Consider the following 16,013-nt stretch of genomic DNA (forward strand, 5'->3'; position numbering starts at 1 on the left):
TAATAACTATCGTGTCGATTTTATCTTAATCAGATTTCACTCTTCTTCATAGCTCTTACATTCACCAATAATTTCTTCCAGTAATTTTTCACCTTCCCGATAAAATCCTAGCATAAATGTGTGATGAACAACCCGGTTGGTAAGAATACTTTCAAAATCTTGCAGGCGAAGTAATTCTTCATTATTACCTTTAAATTTTGATCGTTTGATGTTCAGTCTTTCCCCGGAATTCAGGTTTCTGTTGATTGCATTTGCTTCCAGGTAATCGAAATAATGATGTCCTCGTTCCACATAAAAATCACCCCAATCCAGTAAATTGGAATAAAAACTTTCCCATTCTATCAATTTGATTTTCAGCTCCTGATTGGAAAGGCTGGACAATTTTCCGGAGTTTTTGATACTTTCCAAAGTATATAAGCTTGGATCCCAAACCGCCATCCTAGAAGTCATACTAATCAGGCTATCTACATTTTGCAGAGTTCCGTCGTGATATTCCGGTCCTGTATGTTCCAATAAAAGATTGCCAGACTGGATGAAAGCATTTAATCCACCCATTGTTGATCTTAGGTCTACCAGATTTTTTTCAAATTCAAGTTGAAGACTCGCCACGGTAGCTTTTTCATCTTTAAATTTTTTTCTTTGATCGTTCCACTCATCGATTTGCAAAGCGATGAGAATCCCAATAACCACCAGAATAATTTCCCCGATAGCATAAATAAGATATCTCGTGAAACGATTTTCACGGATCAAACGTCGGCGTATATTTTTGAAGAATTTCATTTTTACATATTTCAGAATTTGAAATGCTATAAAAAATTTAGCTTCCTATTTCTGAGCTGAATTAGCGCTTCCTGCCTTTATTTCTGAAACTTTCAATACTTTATTTTTAGTCACTACGGCATCGATAGATTCAAGATTCTCAATATTTTCCATTGGATTCTCAGTCAGGATAATAAGATCTGCTACCCTTCCTTTATCAATTCTTACAAACATATTTTGCAGATCGAAAAATCTAGGCCCGTTCTTAATGGAAGTAAGTAAGGCTTCCTGGGTATTCAGGCCTGCTTCCACTAGGGCTTTAAGCTCCTGATGTAAAGATTCTCCGGGGTAAACAAAAGAATTGTATGGTCCGCAATCTGATCCTGCCAGGATCTTAATTCCTGAATCATACATTGGTCTTATCATCTTTTGAAATACATTTTCTGTATAATCCCGCATGCTGGAACCTGATTCTTTCGCCCTCTTTGCAGACATGATTCTGCCCTGATAGGTTTCCTGAATTCCAGGCCCGATGAATTCCAGCAATTCATCTTCGGTATGATCTGCATCGGCAAGATCCTTCAGTATATTCCCAATATTTAAAGTGGGAGTAACATAAAAATCAGATTCAGCAAGTTCATCGAAAACTACTTCAGCTACAGAATCATTGTAAGTCTGGGCCAGAGGAATGATCATAGAATATCCCGATTTTGCCTTTTCAATACTATCTTTTTTGGCTGAGGTGGCCTTCATTACATAATACAAATGTTCATTTCCGTCCAGACCAAATTTCACCGCCTCAGTCACATCTGCAGCCATGGGCATATGCCCGGTTACTTTCATCTTTCTTTTTTCAGCCTCTTTGATTATCTCGTAATACATTTCTTTGGTAATACTACCGTCATAAATTTTTACATAATCGGCATTTAATTTCTTCAGTGAATCCAAAGCTTTCTGAACATCATCTTCCAAAGTTATAGAAATTGATCCGGGCCAGGCAGGATTTTCACCATCCAGTTTTGGACCGGAGGAAAATATACGCGGACCCTGAAGTTCCCCATTTTGGATCTCCTCTTTCCACTTAAACACAGATTCGCTGATATCGCCACCAGCATCACGTACGCTGGTTACTCCATATTTCAGAAATAGTGGTAAAAGGTTTTTATTTTCAGATGCCAAGGTATCGCCTCCTCTAAAATGTACATGATTATCCCAAAGACCAGGCATTACAAAACCGCCTTTAGCATCATATGTTTCGATTGCCGTAAAATCATCGCTGTCGCGCATTGTTTTTACCGCTACTATGGTATCATTACGAATGGCAACAAACCTGTTTACCCATTTCTTGTTCTGCTCAATATCAAGTACAGTGGCATTTGTAATTAACAGGTCTACATTTTCAGGTTCCTTATTGCAGGCAATCAAAGTGATAAAAAACAGGAATAATAATTTTTTCATTATAATGAGATTGATGATTTCGGAAAATCTTATTGCGGAATTAATTTACGATAAAAACCGCGATCATTTTTCCAATAGGGTTTATTAGGTATCTCGTAAAGCGATTTCCCGGAAACATCCGCCAGCGAATTTTTCCAAAGTTTTTAATCAGATGTTGGTGGAAATTTATCTAAAGTATTTTGAATATTATTTATTTGCCAGGATACTAACAGAATCCTTGCCTGATTGAGTTGTAGTTTACTATCCAGAAGAAACCGCAAATTTCCATCATTTTGTATATTTTTCAGAAAGCTCAAATAGGTTTTTCTATCCCAGTCTTTAGAATCTAATCTATCTCCCTCTTTAAATAGTTCGCCATGCTTTTCACTAATACGTTTTGTAATATTTTGAGCTAACTCGTATTCCTGTTCAATAAACTGATTGAGCCTAAATTTTTTGCCCACATAAACATCTGAAAGTTCGACTACAAAAGCTGGATCAATCAAAGATATTGAACCTTCATTCACAGATTTATTATAGATTTCATTACTTATGTCATTAAATTGGGAATACCATGTAATATATGTTAGAAGACTAAGAGGTTGATCGCTATAGCCGTATGTTTCCAATTGATTATTAAGATCATCATAATCTAGTGAATTCCAATGGTCGATTATATATTCCAGAAACTCTACATAGTTATTTAGGTTTTGATTAATTCGAATATAGATATTCTGAGTTCTCTCAAGCTCTTCATATAACTGTTGATGTAATTGAGTTGCCTTAAAATTCTGTTTTCTATTTTCATTCCAGTTATTGATCTGTAAGGCGATCAAAATCCCAATAACTACCAGGATGATTTCACCAATTGCATAAATCAGGTAGCGCGTGAAACGATTTTCCCGTAGCAGACGCCGGCGGATATTTCTGAACAATTTGATCATTATTTGGTATTCAATTTTCTTTTTGAGATATAGAGATATTCTTATCTATTTGCATAGCTTTTTTTCTCATATTCTGCAATCTATCTCTTAAGCTATATATAATCATGGTGTATGCAAAAGCCTTATTTGTAAACTCATTCACCTCTTTTTTAGTTAGATTTGAGAACCACTCCTGATTTAAGTATTTTTCCTCCCGAAGCCCCATCAAGTCAAATAGGTGAGAATTTATTAATATATCAAGCATAATTTCAGTTGCAGCGGTTTGCTCCCTGTAATAGACCTCTACATCATCGTAATAATCCAGTAAATCAACACGAAGATTTTCATCTGAGACAGCTTCAACATTACCGTTACTTTTAAGTGTTTCAAGGGTATGATCGTTCGAAACGAATTCAGGAAAACCGAAGGCATAAGAATAATGGGCCAGTGCCTTATTATAATTGATATTTTCTCCGAATTTTTTAACCTCTGTTGTCAAACTGTCCAGGTTCGAAATTTTTACATTCAGAATGTCGATAATAGAATCCTGGGCTTTGATATCTCTATAAAAATCAGATTTTAAGGATTTTAAGTATCCTTGCTCTGCCTTGGCTGTTTTTCTACTTTCATTCCAATTATTTACCTGCAAGGCGATCAAAATTCCGATGACCACAAGTATAATTTCCCCGATGGCATAAATAAGGTATCTGGTAAAACGGTTTTCACTAAGCAGACGGCGGCGGATATTTCTAAAGAATTTAATCATTCACTTTTTTTAGTCTATCAGGTTGGTCAAATAAAGTGGAAGAAATTAATGTTTTAGTTTGAGGTTCAAACCGATAAATTTCAGCTCCAAGTGGTCTCGGGCTATATAAAATCTCATTATCATCCAGGAAATAGGCTGTATAACCATCAACCTTTAGTGAATCATTTTTATAGCTAATCCTTGTTGGCGGCTGTAGGCTGTCGTTTTCAGATGCATATGTTCCAACAAGATTATTTATATATTTTTCGGATTTGGACTCATAGAAATTTTTCACTTGTTCCGGTAACTCAATGGGGTAATTGGTGATCTCGTGAATTTTCTTATAAAGGTCGATTGCCGTTTTTTGGATCATTAATCCTACAGAGACATTCCAGTAAATATTATTCTGGAACTCCCATACTTCATTTTTGAAAAGTTGGTTGTTGGCTAAATATTCTGCGTATTCCTTACTTAGCGGCGTACTATATAAAACTTCTCTAAACCAGTTCTGATGCCTGGCATAGGTCATTTGGCGATGTTGTAACTCTTTTAGTGTGTTTTGAAAACCTTCAAAATAGAATTCATAATCTAAATAATGACTTTTTAGTGCTGGTTCCAGTTTGCTATATTTACCTGAAAACTGATCTACTTTACTGATGTATGATTTATAGCCCTCCTTCTGAATTCTAAAAGGAATGTATTGAAAAGTTATATTGGAGAATTTTCGATTTTTTATGTCCATATAATCTGAGACTTCCAGCGTATCAGCCATTATAATATCGCTAAGAGAATCCCTTTCTCTGTAGGCTTTTCTTTGTCTTTCCAAGCCCTGAACTGTGTTTAACAACTCATCCTGGATTTGTATCAAAATTTTTCTAGCTTCCTCGTCTTTTTTGCGCTGTTCATTAAAATCACCTATCTGCAGGGCGATCAAAATTCCAATGACTACTAGGACGATTTCTCCAATCGCATAAATAAGATATTTGGTGAAACGATTTTCACGAAGCAAACGCTGGCGGATATTTCTAAAGAATTTGATCATGGTTTATTGGTCTCTTTCCTGTACGCTATTATTTAGAACTTTCAGTAGATCGTTGGTGTAATCCAACATATCTTCATAGCGAAGATGCCTGTTTCTGTGAGCAATGAGGTACCATCTAAAGGCAATAAATACGTCTTTGCTTTGAAACAATTCTTCAGGTTGAATAGGAAAAGGGATCCGGTCGATTTCCAGAGGTATGGTATTGAGATCAGAGGCCAGGAATTCCTGAACATCTTTATCAGTTTCTGCCAATACCTGAATTTTTTTATTTCTCTCAATTACCTCTTCAAACGTCCTGATATCATCGGTTAAGGTATTCGCCAGTTTTTCCTGTGCCTTTCGAAAATAGGTCTCCTCGTAACGGTCTACGTCTTTAAGTGAATAATCAATCTTTTCAAGATAAGTATTGATAGCCGTTCTTATTTCAGGATCGTTCACTAAGTCGATTTTACCTGAATTCATTAATGCCTTCATGTTTCCTAGGGGAGGGCTGTAAACACGGCTTCCTCTTACCATATAAAGTAGATCTCTCAGTGAATCTTTTTTATAAGGAATTTCGTCTTTCCAGAAAATTCTCAAAACATTTGCGCTGGCCTTGGCCATTTCCAGATAAAAAGCAGAAATTTCAATAAGTTCTCCATGGGATTGGTTTAAGTCTGTACGAACCTGAGATAGAACTTCATTTTCCCATTGCTGTCTATTTCTTTCGTTGTTCCATTCATTTATTTCAAGCGCAATCAAAATCCCAATAACAACTAGTATAATTTCACCGATAGCATAAATCAGATATCTCGTGAATCTATATTCTCGAAGCAGACGGCGGCGGATATTTCTAAAGAATTTGATCATTAGAATTGGAAATAAATGAACTGGTCACTGCTTCCCTGCGCAGCAACGATCAAAAAGATCAATATAGCCCATATGATTCCCAGGGTCGTAGCTGGCGTTTTTCCTGCGACCTCTTTCATGCTTGTATTCCGCATTATCCAATGGCAAATAAATAACAGAGTAATAACCAGCAGAACTTTATAAATATCAAAATACTGTAAAACCTTTTCTCCATCCCTTTCTATAAAGAACATGGATAAGATCATATTTTTTGCCGAAAGAAAATCTCTGGCCCTGAAAAATACCCAGGTGATATTTACACAGAAGTAAGTGAGGAGAGCCATCAGAATGCCGGTAAAAACGTTCAGTTTAAATTTGAGTTTTCCTTTGAGCATTCTTTCTATCACTAAAAACAGTCCATGTAAAGCTCCCCAAATAACAAATGTCCAGGCGGCGCCATGCCATAGACCTCCAAGAAGCATGGTAAGAATTAATGCCACGTACATTCTCGTAATTCCGTGTCTGTTTCCTCCTAATGGAATGTATAAATAATCTCTTAACCAAGTTGAAAGGGAAATATGCCAGCGTCTCCACAGATCTGAAAATCCTATGGCAGCATAAGGATACCGGAAGTTGTCTGGTAATATAATTCCCAGCATTAAGGCAATCCCGATGGCACAGGTAGAATAGCCGGCAAAATCAAAGAAAATTTGTCCAGAAAATGCCAGCGTCCCCGTCCAGGCATCGAGTGAATGCAATAATTTTCCAGCACCAAAAACTTTGTCTGATGTTTCAGATAGTAAAGTATCGGCCATGACCACTTTTTGAAATAGGCCAATGGTAAGCAAAAAGCACCCCCACAAAAACTGGTTTACTGTAGCTTTTTTTGGTTCATAGAACTGGGAGATCAATTCACTGGCTCTTACAATTGGCCCGGCAACCAGCTGCGGAAAAAATGTGACATATAGTGCGAAATCCAGGAAGGTTTTTGCCGGTTTCATCTTCTTATAATACATATCTATGGTATAAGACATAGTTTGAAATGTGTAGAAAGATATTCCCATGGGTAGAATGATGTCCATAGGTTCAGGCTTATAATTCATTCCAACGAAACCGGTAAGAATCACAAAATTTTCCAACAGGAAATTCCCGTATTTAAAGAAGGCCAGGAAGCCAAGATTTACCAACATGCTTAGTATAAGCCAGAATTTTCTTTTTCGTTCATCTTCCAGAACCGCGAGTTTGTTACCGGCAGTCCAGTCTACCATTGTGGAAATCCAAAGTAGTATTACCAGCGGCGGATTCCATAATCCGTAAAAGATGTAGCTCGCCAGTAAAAGCATGAGTTTTTTACCGTTCCAACCCAAAAATTTAGAATAATATAAGGCCAGGACGATTACCAGGAAAACGATAAAACCTAAGGAGTTGAATAACATATAAAGTTTTTTGGTTAGTTGTTACTTTGGGTTGATGATTTTATATGACCATCAGCAATAAGAATTTTTACAAATTCTTCCGTAAATATCTCTCCCTGTGGCCCGGAAAGGTGCGACCACTCCGGACATTCAAATTGATCCAGTTGTGGATAATCTTTAAAGTGATAAGCGGGTAATCCAGAGGTTTGCACCAGGTAGTCCCAACCATTTTTTCGTGGCAGAAACTTTTTTTCAGCTTCATACAACCATCCTGTAGACGGAGCTCGAAGTAGGATCACTTTGCCACCTCTTTCAGTAATTAACTTTGCGTTTTCAATGAAATGCTGCGTAGTCTCTTTTATTTGAGGCTTTCTGTCCCTTGGAGCACTGGTTGCAAAAAATTTCCATACGTTCTTGATCTTCCTTGCTTCGCTGGTATCGTTAGCGTAGTTATCTCTCATTCTTAAATTACGATTATGGTCCACCTGTCCGAAATTTGGAAATGGAGGCATTGGATCTGAAATACGTGTACCGCCTTTTTTCCAATCATTGAGGATCGTCTGCAATTTGCTTCCGCCCGTTCCACGGTAAGAATTTGCAAAAGCAACATTGTTCTGGATCGGTAAAGAGATTAGATGATTAAGTCTTTGTGCGTAGGTACGCTCTTTAAAGTGCTTGATGGCTCCAAAAGCTTCTTCATGTGGACCTGCTTCAGGAAAAACTGTGGAAAAGAATAATCCTGGAGTGACACCTACGATCACGGTTCCGTCAAATTCAGAATTCCTGGCAATATCGTCAAAGGTGTACAATGGTGAAGTTCCCTCTATGGCCAATTGAACCGGCATTTTCCCGGTTATATCTTTCCAGGTCTGTAATTGGATATCAAAAAAGATCCTGGAAGAACCAACCAGAACCACATCCTCTTTAGATTTGTCAGGAACTTTTGCTCGCTGTAATGCCCAAAGTTCATTATCACTATCAAGGTTTGGAAAAGCACCTTGGTTTCGCCAGTAGATTTCCCAGGCGACAATTGCGGTAAGGCTAAGACCTATGGCAATTAGTAGAGAGGTTTTTAAATTCATATTCTCTATTATGGTTGATAGTTGTTACCCTATTTCAAATACCATAAATCATTGAGCTCGATATTCCTTCTTCGTTATTTAATCACAAACATTCCTTATTCGGGCTGGTCGAAATTTCATTAGTAGGGAGTTATTTTTGATTTAGCAGCTAAAAGTTAAAGAATCCTTAAATGTACAAAAAATTGATTATCAGTTACATAAAATTTAAATTGAATTATTTGGTGTTCATTTAGTGATCTCTAAGGATTAAATCAAAGCTTCATAAAAACAATTTTTCTAATCCATTTAAAAATCGGAATTTGAGGACCCTAAAATTCGATCTATGAAAAGAATATTTACACTAATAATACTTAGCATTTCAATTATTTCCTGTGACTCAAAAAAAGAGGAAGCAGATCTTTTGATATACAATGCCAACATTTATACGGTAGACGAACAGTTCAGTAAAGCGGAAGCTTTCGTAGTAAAGGATGGAAAATTCCTGGAAATTGGAAAATTCGATGCATTAAAAGATAAATATGAAGTTAATCAGGAAATTGATGCGGAAGGAAAACCGGTTTATCCTGGGCTTATTGACGCCCATGCCCATTTTTACGGATTGGGTATGCAGCAGCAAAGGGTAGATCTTACCGGAACAAAAAGTTTTGAGGAAGCAGTAATTAAAGTGGTTGAGTTTCAGCAGAAGAATTCGGTGGATTTTATCGTAGGTCGTGGATGGGATCAAAATGACTGGGAATTAAAAGAATTCCCGGTAAAAGATACCCTGGACGATCTTTTTCCTGATACCCCTGTAGCGCTTACGAGAATAGATGGTCATGCCATGCTGGTAAACCAGGCGGCACTAGATAAGGCCAATATTACCACAGAAACTAAATTTGAAGGTGGCGATATAGAACAAAAAGATGGCAAGCTTACCGGTATCCTGGTAGATAATCCGATGATGCTTATTGAAAAGATCACCGATGATGTAGACCATAGAACACAGGCAAAGGCGTTGTTAGCCGCTCAGGAGATCTGTTTCAGCTACGGATTAACCACGGTGGATGATGCAGGAATAGACAGGCAGGTGATCGAGCTGATAGATAGTTTAAATAATTCCGATAAATTGAAGATCAGGCTTTATGCGATGATCAGTAATACTAAAGAAAACCTGGATTTTTACCTGGATAAAAAGCCTTTTAAAACCGACCGACTGAACGTAAGATCGGTTAAATTTTATGGGGATGGCGCTTTAGGTTCCAGAGGTGCAGCTTTGAAGGAAGAATATTCAGATCGGCCAGATCATTTTGGAGCGCTACTTTCACCCGTTTCAGAATTCAAGGAAACTGCTAAACGAATCGCTAAATCTGAATATCAATTAAATACGCATGCAATTGGTGATTCTGCCAACTACATAGTTTTGAAAACCTACGATTCTTTACTGAGTGATGGTGAAGACAGACGATGGAGAGTAGAGCATTCCCAGGTGATTGATTCAGCAGATTTTAAATATTTCAGCCCGAATATTTTGCCATCCATTCAACCAACCCATGCCACTAGTGATATGTATTGGGCTGAAGACCGGTTAGGCGCAGAAAGGATCAAGGGAGCTTATGCTTACAAAAAACTTTTAGATCAGGCTGGAATGGTTGCTTTAGGAACCGATTTTCCGGTAGAGCAGGTAAACCCATTTCTTACATTTTATGCTTCAGTAGATAGACAGGATACCGATAACTATCCTGAAAATGGATTTATGAAAGACCAGGCGTTAAGCAGGGAAGAAACACTAAAGGGAATGACCATTTGGGCTGCTTATTCCAATTTTGAAGAAAAGGAGAAAGGAAGTATTGAAGTTGGAAAATTCGCCGATTTTGTGATTCTGGACAGGGATATCATGGAAGTAGAAATCGATAGTGTTCCAGATACGAAAGTGATCTCAACTTTTGTTAATGGGGAACAGGTCTATAAAAATTAAACTGGGTATCTTTGCCCTTTATCAAAATTTAATAAAATGAACGACGGATTATATGCAAAATTTCATACTTCCAAAGGTGAGATCCTTGTGGAACTGGAATATGAAAAAACTCCTGGAACTGTAGGAAACTTTGTTGGTCTTGCAGAAGGGAAAATAGAAAATAACCCAAAAGAAAATGGAGAGCCTTATTACGACGGACTCAAATTTCACCGGGTAATTCCAGATTTTATGATTCAGGGAGGAGATCCTCAAGGGACTGGAGCCGGCGGGCCGGGATATCAGTTCGATGATGAGATCCATCCGGAACTAAAGCATGATGCTCCAGGAAAACTTTCCATGGCCAACGCTGGTCCCGGAACTAATGGGAGTCAGTTTTTTATCACTCACGTGGAGACACCTTGGTTAGACGGAAAGCATACTGTTTTTGGAAATGTCGTGGAAGGCCAGGACGTGGTAGATAAAATACAGCAGGGAGATAAACTGGACAAAGTAGAGATCATTCGCGAAGGTAGCGCTGCTAAAAGTTTTGATGCTGCTGAGGCATTTCACAATTTCAATGCAGAAAAAGCCAGGCGAATTGAAGAAGAGAAAAAGAAAACTGAAGCTGAAGTAGAAAAGCTTGCTGCCGGTTTTGACAAAACTAAGAGCGGTTTACGTTACAAGATAATTCAAAAAGGTGATGGAGCCAAAGCTGAAAAAGGAAAGACTGTTTCCGTGCATTATAAAGGACAGCTGGCAGACGGTACTGTTTTCGACTCTTCATACAAAAGAAATAAACCACTTGAATTTCCAATTGGAGTAGGGCATGTGATCCCAGGTTGGGATGAAGGTATTCAGCTTCTTGAAGTTGGAGACAAAGCCAGGCTGGTCATTCCATCAGATCTTGCTTATGGCGAAAGAGGTGCCGGTGGCGTGATACCACCAAATGCAGTTCTTATCTTTGATGTGGAGCTGATGGCTGTAAAATAAAATTATAGCTTAAAATAAATATAAAACGCGCTGACCCCTCAGCGCGTTTTTTTATTTTTAAATATGACTACAGCTGAAATTGAAGATTTAAGATATCCCATCGGAAAACTTAAAATGCCGGAGCAGATAACTGCCAAAGAAATCAATAATTGGATTAATGATATAAGTGAGCTTCCGGTAAAACTGAAGGCGTCTGTAAAGCATCTTTCCAAAGAGCAATTGGATACTCCATACCGGCCTGAAGGATGGACATTAAAGCAATTAATTCATCACATTGCTGATAGTCATATGAGCGCGTTGCTTCGATTTAAGTGGGCCTTAACCGAAAATGGGCCTACAATTAAGGCTTACGACGAAAAGTCTTTTGCTGATCTATATGATTCAAAATTTGCGCCGGTTGATATTTCTCTTGATTTTATAAGTGCGCTGCATGCTAAGTGGGTTATTCTGCTGGAAAACATGAGCATTTCAGATTTTGAGAAAACCTTTGTTCATCCTGAATCCGGTTACAGGTATACCTTAAAAGAGAGTCTGGCAAATTATTCCTGGCATGGAAGGCATCACTTCGCCCATTTAGACAATCTATTAAAAAGAAAAGGCTGGAATTGATCCAGCCTCAGCAAATTCAAATAGAAAAAATATTACTTTTTTAATTCCGGTTGAGAAGTCATTCTCAAATATGGTTTTATGGTTTTATAACCTTTCGGAAACATTTTATCTGCATCCTCATTACTCACTGAAGGACTTATCACCACATCTTCTCCGTGCTTCCAGTTTGCCGGAGTTGCAACTTTGTTGTATGCGGTTAGTTGCAGTGAGTCTATTACTCGAAGTAACTCGTCAAAATTTCTTCCGGTACTTGCAGGATATGTAAGCGTCATTTTAATGCTTTTGTCTGGTGCAATCACAAAAACAGATCTTACGGTTAGGGTATCATCAGCCTTTGGGTGAATCATTCCATAGAGGTCAGAAACTTTTCGGTCTTCATCTGCGATGATGGGAAAATTCACCGTGGTATTTTGAGTCTCATTAATATCCTTAATCCAGCCTTTATGAGATTCAACACCATCCACACTTAAAGCCATCACTTTTACATCTCTTTTTTCAAACTCAGCTTTATAATTGGCTACGGTCCCTAATTCGGTAGTGCAAACCGGGGTGTAATCTGCCGGGTGAGAAAATAAAATTCCCCAGCTATCTCCCAGGTAATCGTAAAAATTGATCTCACCTTCCGAAGTTTCGGCATCAAAATTCGGGGCTTTGTCTCCTAATTTCAAATCACTCATAATAAACAAATTTTTAAATAAATTAATAACCTATTAAATCCATAGGAATTATAAAATTAAAGAAAATAAACTACTTTAAATGAAAGGGTGCGTTAAATTAATCTTTCCATTTTATGTTACACCCGATACTGGGTTTCTGGTCTTCATTCACCATGCGGTTGTTCAAAACTGAGTCCATGGCTTCACGCAGATCCCTTCCGTTCGGGTGAATCCCGTTTCCAGGTCTACTATCATCTAACTGACCTCGATAGATCAATTTTAATTCAGCATCAAAAAGGAAAAAATCTGGTGTGCAGGCTGCTTTGTAGGCTTTGGCAATTTCTTGTGTGCCATCAAATAAATAAGGAAATGAATACTGATGCCTGGCTGCGTGTTCTTTCATGTTTTCGGGACTATCTTGCGAATATTTAGTAATATCATTGCTCATAATCGCTGCAAATCCAAATCCAAGCTGGCGGTATTCATTGGCAATTCTAACGATCTCTTCATTAACGTGTTTTACGAAAGGGCAGTGGTTGCATAGAAACATGATAAGCGTTCCTCTTTCTCCCTTTATTTCATCAAGCGTGACCAAATGTTCAGTTCTGGTATCCATCAGTTTAAAATCTGGAGCCTTAGTTCCGAGGCTGATCATATTTGAAGGAGTAAGCGACATCTTTTTTCTTAAAATTAATTATTAATGTTGAATATTCTCTATTTTGTACTTCTTAAAATTTACAGATGGGAGAGATAAGCTGGAATGATTTTGAAAAGGTAGAAATGCGTGTGGGGACGATCACAGAAGTGGAAGATTTCCCTGAAGCACGGGATCCTGCTTACAAACTAACTATAGATTTTGGAGAAAAAATAGGAATTAAAAGATCTTCTGCGCAGATCACCAGAAGATATACAAGTGCAGAATTACCCGGAAGACAGATCATCGCTGTGGTAAATTTTCCTGTAAAAAGAATAGCCGGATTTAAAAGTGAATGCCTGGTGTTGGGAGTTCTGGGTGAAAATAAAGATGTTGTTTTGCTATCTCCAGATCAAAAAATGCCCAATGGCTCCAAAATAGCTTAATTTACATTCCTTCTTTAAATTTTCTATGCTCCTCCAGCAGATTCTTGATGTCTTTATTATGCCCGTAAAGCACCATGATCTCATCTTTGTAAAGAACAGTATCTGCTTTAGCAATTCCCTGTACGGAAGCTTTTTCAGTTTCTGCCCCTAATTCGTTCCTTGACCTTGACACATTCATGGTGGTTAGAATAAGTATATTGAACTGGTCCTTAATATTCAGTTCCTTAATGGTTTTTTCATGATATTCTTTCGGGATCTTGGTTTCCACAATACTGAAATTGCTATCCAGCTCGAAGCTATCTACCACACCTTCAAGATTTAATCTTTGGGCCCAACGGTCGGCAGTTTCTTTTTCCGGATGAATAATCTCGTCAATGCCCATCGTCTCCAGCACCATTCGTTGCAATGGATCTACAGCGCGGCTAATAAGTCTTTTCACATGCATTTGCTTCATTAGTGCCGCCGCCATGATATTGGCGCCTTTATCTTCACCTATTCCAATGATAACGATATCACAGTCTTCCAGCGGAAGGTTTTTTACAGCTTCCATATCTGTAGCATCCAGGCTTATCGCGTGAGTGATCTTTTCCTTGATACCTTCAACTTTACTCATACTAATATCAACACCAATCACTTCATTCCCCATTTCGGCAAGCTTTTCAGCGATTGACGCTCCAAAAACTCCAAGTCCTACCACTATGTATTTCATAATAATTCGTTTAGTTGATTAATATTTCGTCGGTTGGATATCGATAATTAAGATGTTTTACCCTTCTAAGCATCGCGATCAATAAAGTAAGCATGCTCACCCTACCAATAAACATGGTAAAAACCAATACTATTTTTGATGCTGAAGAGAGGTCTGAGGTTATCCCTGTTGAAAGTCCAACCGTACTATATGCTGAAAATGATTCAAAAGCGATACTCAACAGCGTTTTATCCTGATCGAAGGTCGCGATTAGAAAAATAGAAAACCCTATCACCATAAGGGATAAGGATATGATCGCGAAAGCTCTTCTCACGGAAGCCTGGGAAATTTCTCTTCGGTATACCTCGATCCTGTCTTTTCCTCTGGCGAGACTGAAAAAATTAAGTGTAGCCACCGCGATCGTACTCGTTTTTATACCACCTCCGGTAGAAGCTGGTGAAGCTCCAACCCACATTAGCAGGAACATCATCATAAGCGTACTGAAATTGAGCGCGCCCATGTCAACGGTATTAAATCCTGCGGTTCTGGGAGTGGCTGCGCCAAAAAATGCTGTAACGATCTTTCCAAACCAGTTATGTTCCGCTAAAGTATTATTGTATTCGAAAAAATAAAATCCGCTGGTACCCACAATTAGAAGCGTCAGTGTAGTAACGATCACGATCCTGGTGTTGAGGTTGATTACCCATGGAGAATAGGGCAGAGGCTTTTTTCTTGATAATTTCAGAAAAATGTTCTTTAAGATGTATTTACAGTATTTGTAAATATTCAGCACTATAGGAAACCCAATTCCTCCTAAGATGAATAAAAAGGCGATGGCCAGGTGCAAGGGATAATTGAACCGGAATTCTGGTTCGTAAAGGCTGTTTTCAAGGGTTGAAAAACCTGCATTACAAAAGCCGCTAACCGCGTGGAAAATAGAAAAGAAAAGCCGGTCTCCAATATGACCGATTTCAGATTTATTCAGGCTGAAATAGATTATCAAACCACCCAGGAATTCCACAATGAAAGTAATAAACAGGATCTTTTTAAGCACACTGAATACTTCCCCAATCTTTTCAGAATTAGTAGCATCTTTTAGCATCAGCTGGTTTTGATAAGAAGTTTGCCCCCGGAAAAAATAACTGAAATAACTGGCGAAGGTCATAATACCAAGTCCGCCAATCTGCATCAGGAATAGAATAACTGTCTGGCCAAAAAGTGTAAAATACGAGCCAGTGTCTACCACGATGAGACCGGTAACGCAAACCGCGCTGGTTGAAGTGAATAGCGCATCCAGTAGACTGATCCCATCATGAGTTGCCTTGGGTAACATCAACAGCGCAGTTCCAGCAAGAATAATCAGCAAAAAACTACTGATGAACAATTGTGCTGGATTGAGATATTGATTGTTGAAGCTAAACTCTACCGTAGAAAATTCCCTGATAAAATATATGAACCCGGCAAGATAAACGTAGATCATCTTGTTCATGAACTGCATCACGGGCAAATTTTCCAACACACCTTCAATCTTAATAAAGATGAGAAGGATGAAAAGTGTTCCCAGAATAGCATCAAAAATTCTCACTTTCAGTCGAAAATGGATCCGGAAGAGAAAATATCTAAGTAGAATAGCGGTCACTCCAATAATAAGAGCACCGAAATAAAAGTGATTCAATTTTTCTTCTTCGTACTGCTGGTGTCTGAATCCAAGATCGTAGATAGCAACTAATACGGTTGCCAGACTCAATAGAAATGAAAATCGGTTTAAATAAATTAGAAACCTTTCATTTTGAAGCCAGCTTCTGAATCCTGAAAATTTCACTTAA

At 38.1% G+C, this 16,013-nt stretch carries 16 protein-coding genes; 4 read left to right on the plus strand and 12 right to left on the minus strand.

All coding sequences use genetic code 11. The annotated features are described in order from the left end of the window. Positions 1-36: 36 nt before the first annotated feature. From AC2S94_RS08595 to AC2S94_RS08630, 8 genes are all read right to left on the minus strand, one after another. Positions 37-780 (minus strand): DUF6090 family protein, encoded by a 744-nt coding sequence (locus AC2S94_RS08595; protein ID WP_484628199.1) that lies wholly within the window; start codon positions 778-780, stop codon positions 37-39. A gap of 45 nt (positions 781-825) precedes the next feature. Continuing rightward, on the minus strand, positions 826-2,217 hold the full coding sequence (locus tag AC2S94_RS08600) for an amidohydrolase family protein (protein WP_484628200.1): 1,392 nt from the start codon (positions 2,215-2,217) through the stop codon (positions 826-828). Between the two features lie 143 nt (positions 2,218-2,360). After that, positions 2,361-3,140, minus strand: coding sequence for a hypothetical protein (locus AC2S94_RS08605; protein WP_484628201.1), 780 nt, complete (start codon positions 3,138-3,140; stop codon positions 2,361-2,363). Positions 3,141-3,150: 10 nt separating this feature from the next. Further along, positions 3,151-3,885: a DUF6090 family protein gene (locus AC2S94_RS08610; RefSeq protein ID WP_484628202.1), complete on the minus strand. Its 735-nt coding sequence runs from the start codon at positions 3,883-3,885 to the stop codon at positions 3,151-3,153. Then, complete coding sequence (locus tag AC2S94_RS08615; RefSeq protein WP_484628203.1) at positions 3,878-4,906, minus strand: DUF6090 family protein; 1,029 nt, start codon at positions 4,904-4,906, stop codon at positions 3,878-3,880. Before AC2S94_RS08615 ends, AC2S94_RS08610 begins: the two co-directional genes overlap by 8 nt. Positions 4,907-4,909: 3 nt before the next feature. After that, on the minus strand, positions 4,910-5,755 hold the full coding sequence (locus AC2S94_RS08620) for a DUF6090 family protein (protein WP_484628204.1): 846 nt from the start codon (positions 5,753-5,755) through the stop codon (positions 4,910-4,912). Further along, positions 5,755-7,170 carry an MBOAT family O-acyltransferase gene (locus tag AC2S94_RS08625; RefSeq protein ID WP_484628205.1) on the minus strand — a complete coding sequence of 472 codons (1,416 nt, stop codon included), beginning with the start codon at positions 7,168-7,170 and terminating at the stop codon, positions 5,755-5,757. Before AC2S94_RS08625 ends, AC2S94_RS08620 begins: the two co-directional genes overlap by 1 nt. Positions 7,171-7,184: 14 nt before the next feature. Further along, a complete protein-coding gene (locus tag AC2S94_RS08630) occupies positions 7,185-8,231 on the minus strand; it encodes a hypothetical protein (RefSeq protein WP_484628206.1) in 1,047 nt (348 codons plus the stop codon). Positions 8,232-8,553: 322 nt separating this feature from the next. Here AC2S94_RS08630 and AC2S94_RS08635 point away from each other — a divergent pair, with 322 nt between their 5' ends. From AC2S94_RS08635 to AC2S94_RS08645, 3 genes are all read left to right on the plus strand, one after another. Continuing rightward, the gene (locus AC2S94_RS08635) at positions 8,554-10,185 is read left to right on the plus strand and encodes an amidohydrolase (protein ID WP_484628207.1); all 1,632 of its coding nucleotides are present in this window, start codon (positions 8,554-8,556) and stop codon (positions 10,183-10,185) included. A 36-nt stretch (positions 10,186-10,221) separates the two neighbouring features. Next, a complete protein-coding gene (locus tag AC2S94_RS08640) occupies positions 10,222-11,154 on the plus strand; it encodes a peptidylprolyl isomerase (protein ID WP_484628208.1) in 933 nt (310 codons plus the stop codon). 63 nt (positions 11,155-11,217) lie between these two features. Next, positions 11,218-11,763: a YfiT family bacillithiol transferase gene (locus AC2S94_RS08645; protein WP_484628209.1), complete on the plus strand. Its 546-nt coding sequence runs from the start codon at positions 11,218-11,220 to the stop codon at positions 11,761-11,763. 32 nt (positions 11,764-11,795) lie between these two features. Here the strand turns inward: AC2S94_RS08645 and AC2S94_RS08650 are convergent, their stop codons facing one another. Both AC2S94_RS08650 and AC2S94_RS08655 read right to left on the minus strand, forming a co-directional pair. After that, on the minus strand, positions 11,796-12,440 hold the full coding sequence (locus AC2S94_RS08650; protein WP_484628210.1) for a peroxiredoxin: 645 nt from the start codon (positions 12,438-12,440) through the stop codon (positions 11,796-11,798). Between the two features lie 97 nt (positions 12,441-12,537). Beyond that, positions 12,538-13,095 (minus strand): thioredoxin family protein, encoded by a 558-nt coding sequence (locus AC2S94_RS08655; protein ID WP_484628211.1) that lies wholly within the window; start codon positions 13,093-13,095, stop codon positions 12,538-12,540. Positions 13,096-13,160: 65 nt separating this feature from the next. On the opposite strand from AC2S94_RS08655, the gene AC2S94_RS08660 reads away from it, so the two are divergent. Next, positions 13,161-13,499, plus strand: a complete 339-nt coding sequence (locus AC2S94_RS08660) for a tRNA-binding protein (RefSeq protein ID WP_484628212.1) — start codon at positions 13,161-13,163, stop codon at positions 13,497-13,499. A 1-nt stretch (position 13,500) separates the two neighbouring features. Here the strand turns inward: AC2S94_RS08660 and AC2S94_RS08665 are convergent, their stop codons facing one another. After that, a complete protein-coding gene (locus tag AC2S94_RS08665) occupies positions 13,501-14,208 on the minus strand; it encodes a potassium channel family protein (protein WP_484628213.1) in 708 nt (235 codons plus the stop codon). A 10-nt stretch (positions 14,209-14,218) separates the two neighbouring features. Further along, the gene (locus AC2S94_RS08670; RefSeq protein WP_484628214.1) at positions 14,219-16,009 is read right to left on the minus strand and encodes a TrkH family potassium uptake protein; all 1,791 of its coding nucleotides are present in this window, start codon (positions 16,007-16,009) and stop codon (positions 14,219-14,221) included. Positions 16,010-16,013 lie beyond the last annotated feature (4 nt).

This window comes from Christiangramia pacifica (assembly GCF_057221535.1).

Bases quoted from the DNA above. Each gene is read 5' to 3' on its own strand.
- AC2S94_RS08665 (WP_484628213.1), bottom strand. From the start codon at position 14,208: ATGAAATACATAGTGGTAGGACTTGGAGTTTTTGGAGCGTCAATCGCT.
- AC2S94_RS08615 (WP_484628203.1), bottom strand. From the start codon at position 4,906: ATGATCAAATTCTTTAGAAATATCCGCCAGCGTTTGCTTCGTGAAAAT.
- AC2S94_RS08660 (WP_484628212.1), top strand. From the start codon at position 13,161: ATGGGAGAGATAAGCTGGAATGATTTTGAAAAGGTAGAAATGCGTGTG.
- AC2S94_RS08635 (WP_484628207.1), top strand. From the start codon at position 8,554: ATGAAAAGAATATTTACACTAATAATACTTAGCATTTCAATTATTTCC.
- AC2S94_RS08600 (WP_484628200.1), bottom strand. From the start codon at position 2,217: ATGAAAAAATTATTATTCCTGTTTTTTATCACTTTGATTGCCTGCAAT.
- AC2S94_RS08595 (WP_484628199.1), bottom strand. From the start codon at position 780: ATGAAATTCTTCAAAAATATACGCCGACGTTTGATCCGTGAAAATCGT.
- AC2S94_RS08620 (WP_484628204.1), bottom strand. From the start codon at position 5,755: ATGATCAAATTCTTTAGAAATATCCGCCGCCGTCTGCTTCGAGAATAT.
- AC2S94_RS08640 (WP_484628208.1), top strand. From the start codon at position 10,222: ATGAACGACGGATTATATGCAAAATTTCATACTTCCAAAGGTGAGATC.
- AC2S94_RS08610 (WP_484628202.1), bottom strand. From the start codon at position 3,885: ATGATTAAATTCTTTAGAAATATCCGCCGCCGTCTGCTTAGTGAAAAC.
- AC2S94_RS08650 (WP_484628210.1), bottom strand. From the start codon at position 12,440: ATGAGTGATTTGAAATTAGGAGACAAAGCCCCGAATTTTGATGCCGAA.
- AC2S94_RS08630 (WP_484628206.1), bottom strand. From the start codon at position 8,231: ATGAATTTAAAAACCTCTCTACTAATTGCCATAGGTCTTAGCCTTACC.
- AC2S94_RS08625 (WP_484628205.1), bottom strand. From the start codon at position 7,170: ATGTTATTCAACTCCTTAGGTTTTATCGTTTTCCTGGTAATCGTCCTG.
- AC2S94_RS08605 (WP_484628201.1), bottom strand. From the start codon at position 3,140: ATGATCAAATTGTTCAGAAATATCCGCCGGCGTCTGCTACGGGAAAAT.
- AC2S94_RS08645 (WP_484628209.1), top strand. From the start codon at position 11,218: ATGACTACAGCTGAAATTGAAGATTTAAGATATCCCATCGGAAAACTT.
- AC2S94_RS08655 (WP_484628211.1), bottom strand. From the start codon at position 13,095: ATGTCGCTTACTCCTTCAAATATGATCAGCCTCGGAACTAAGGCTCCA.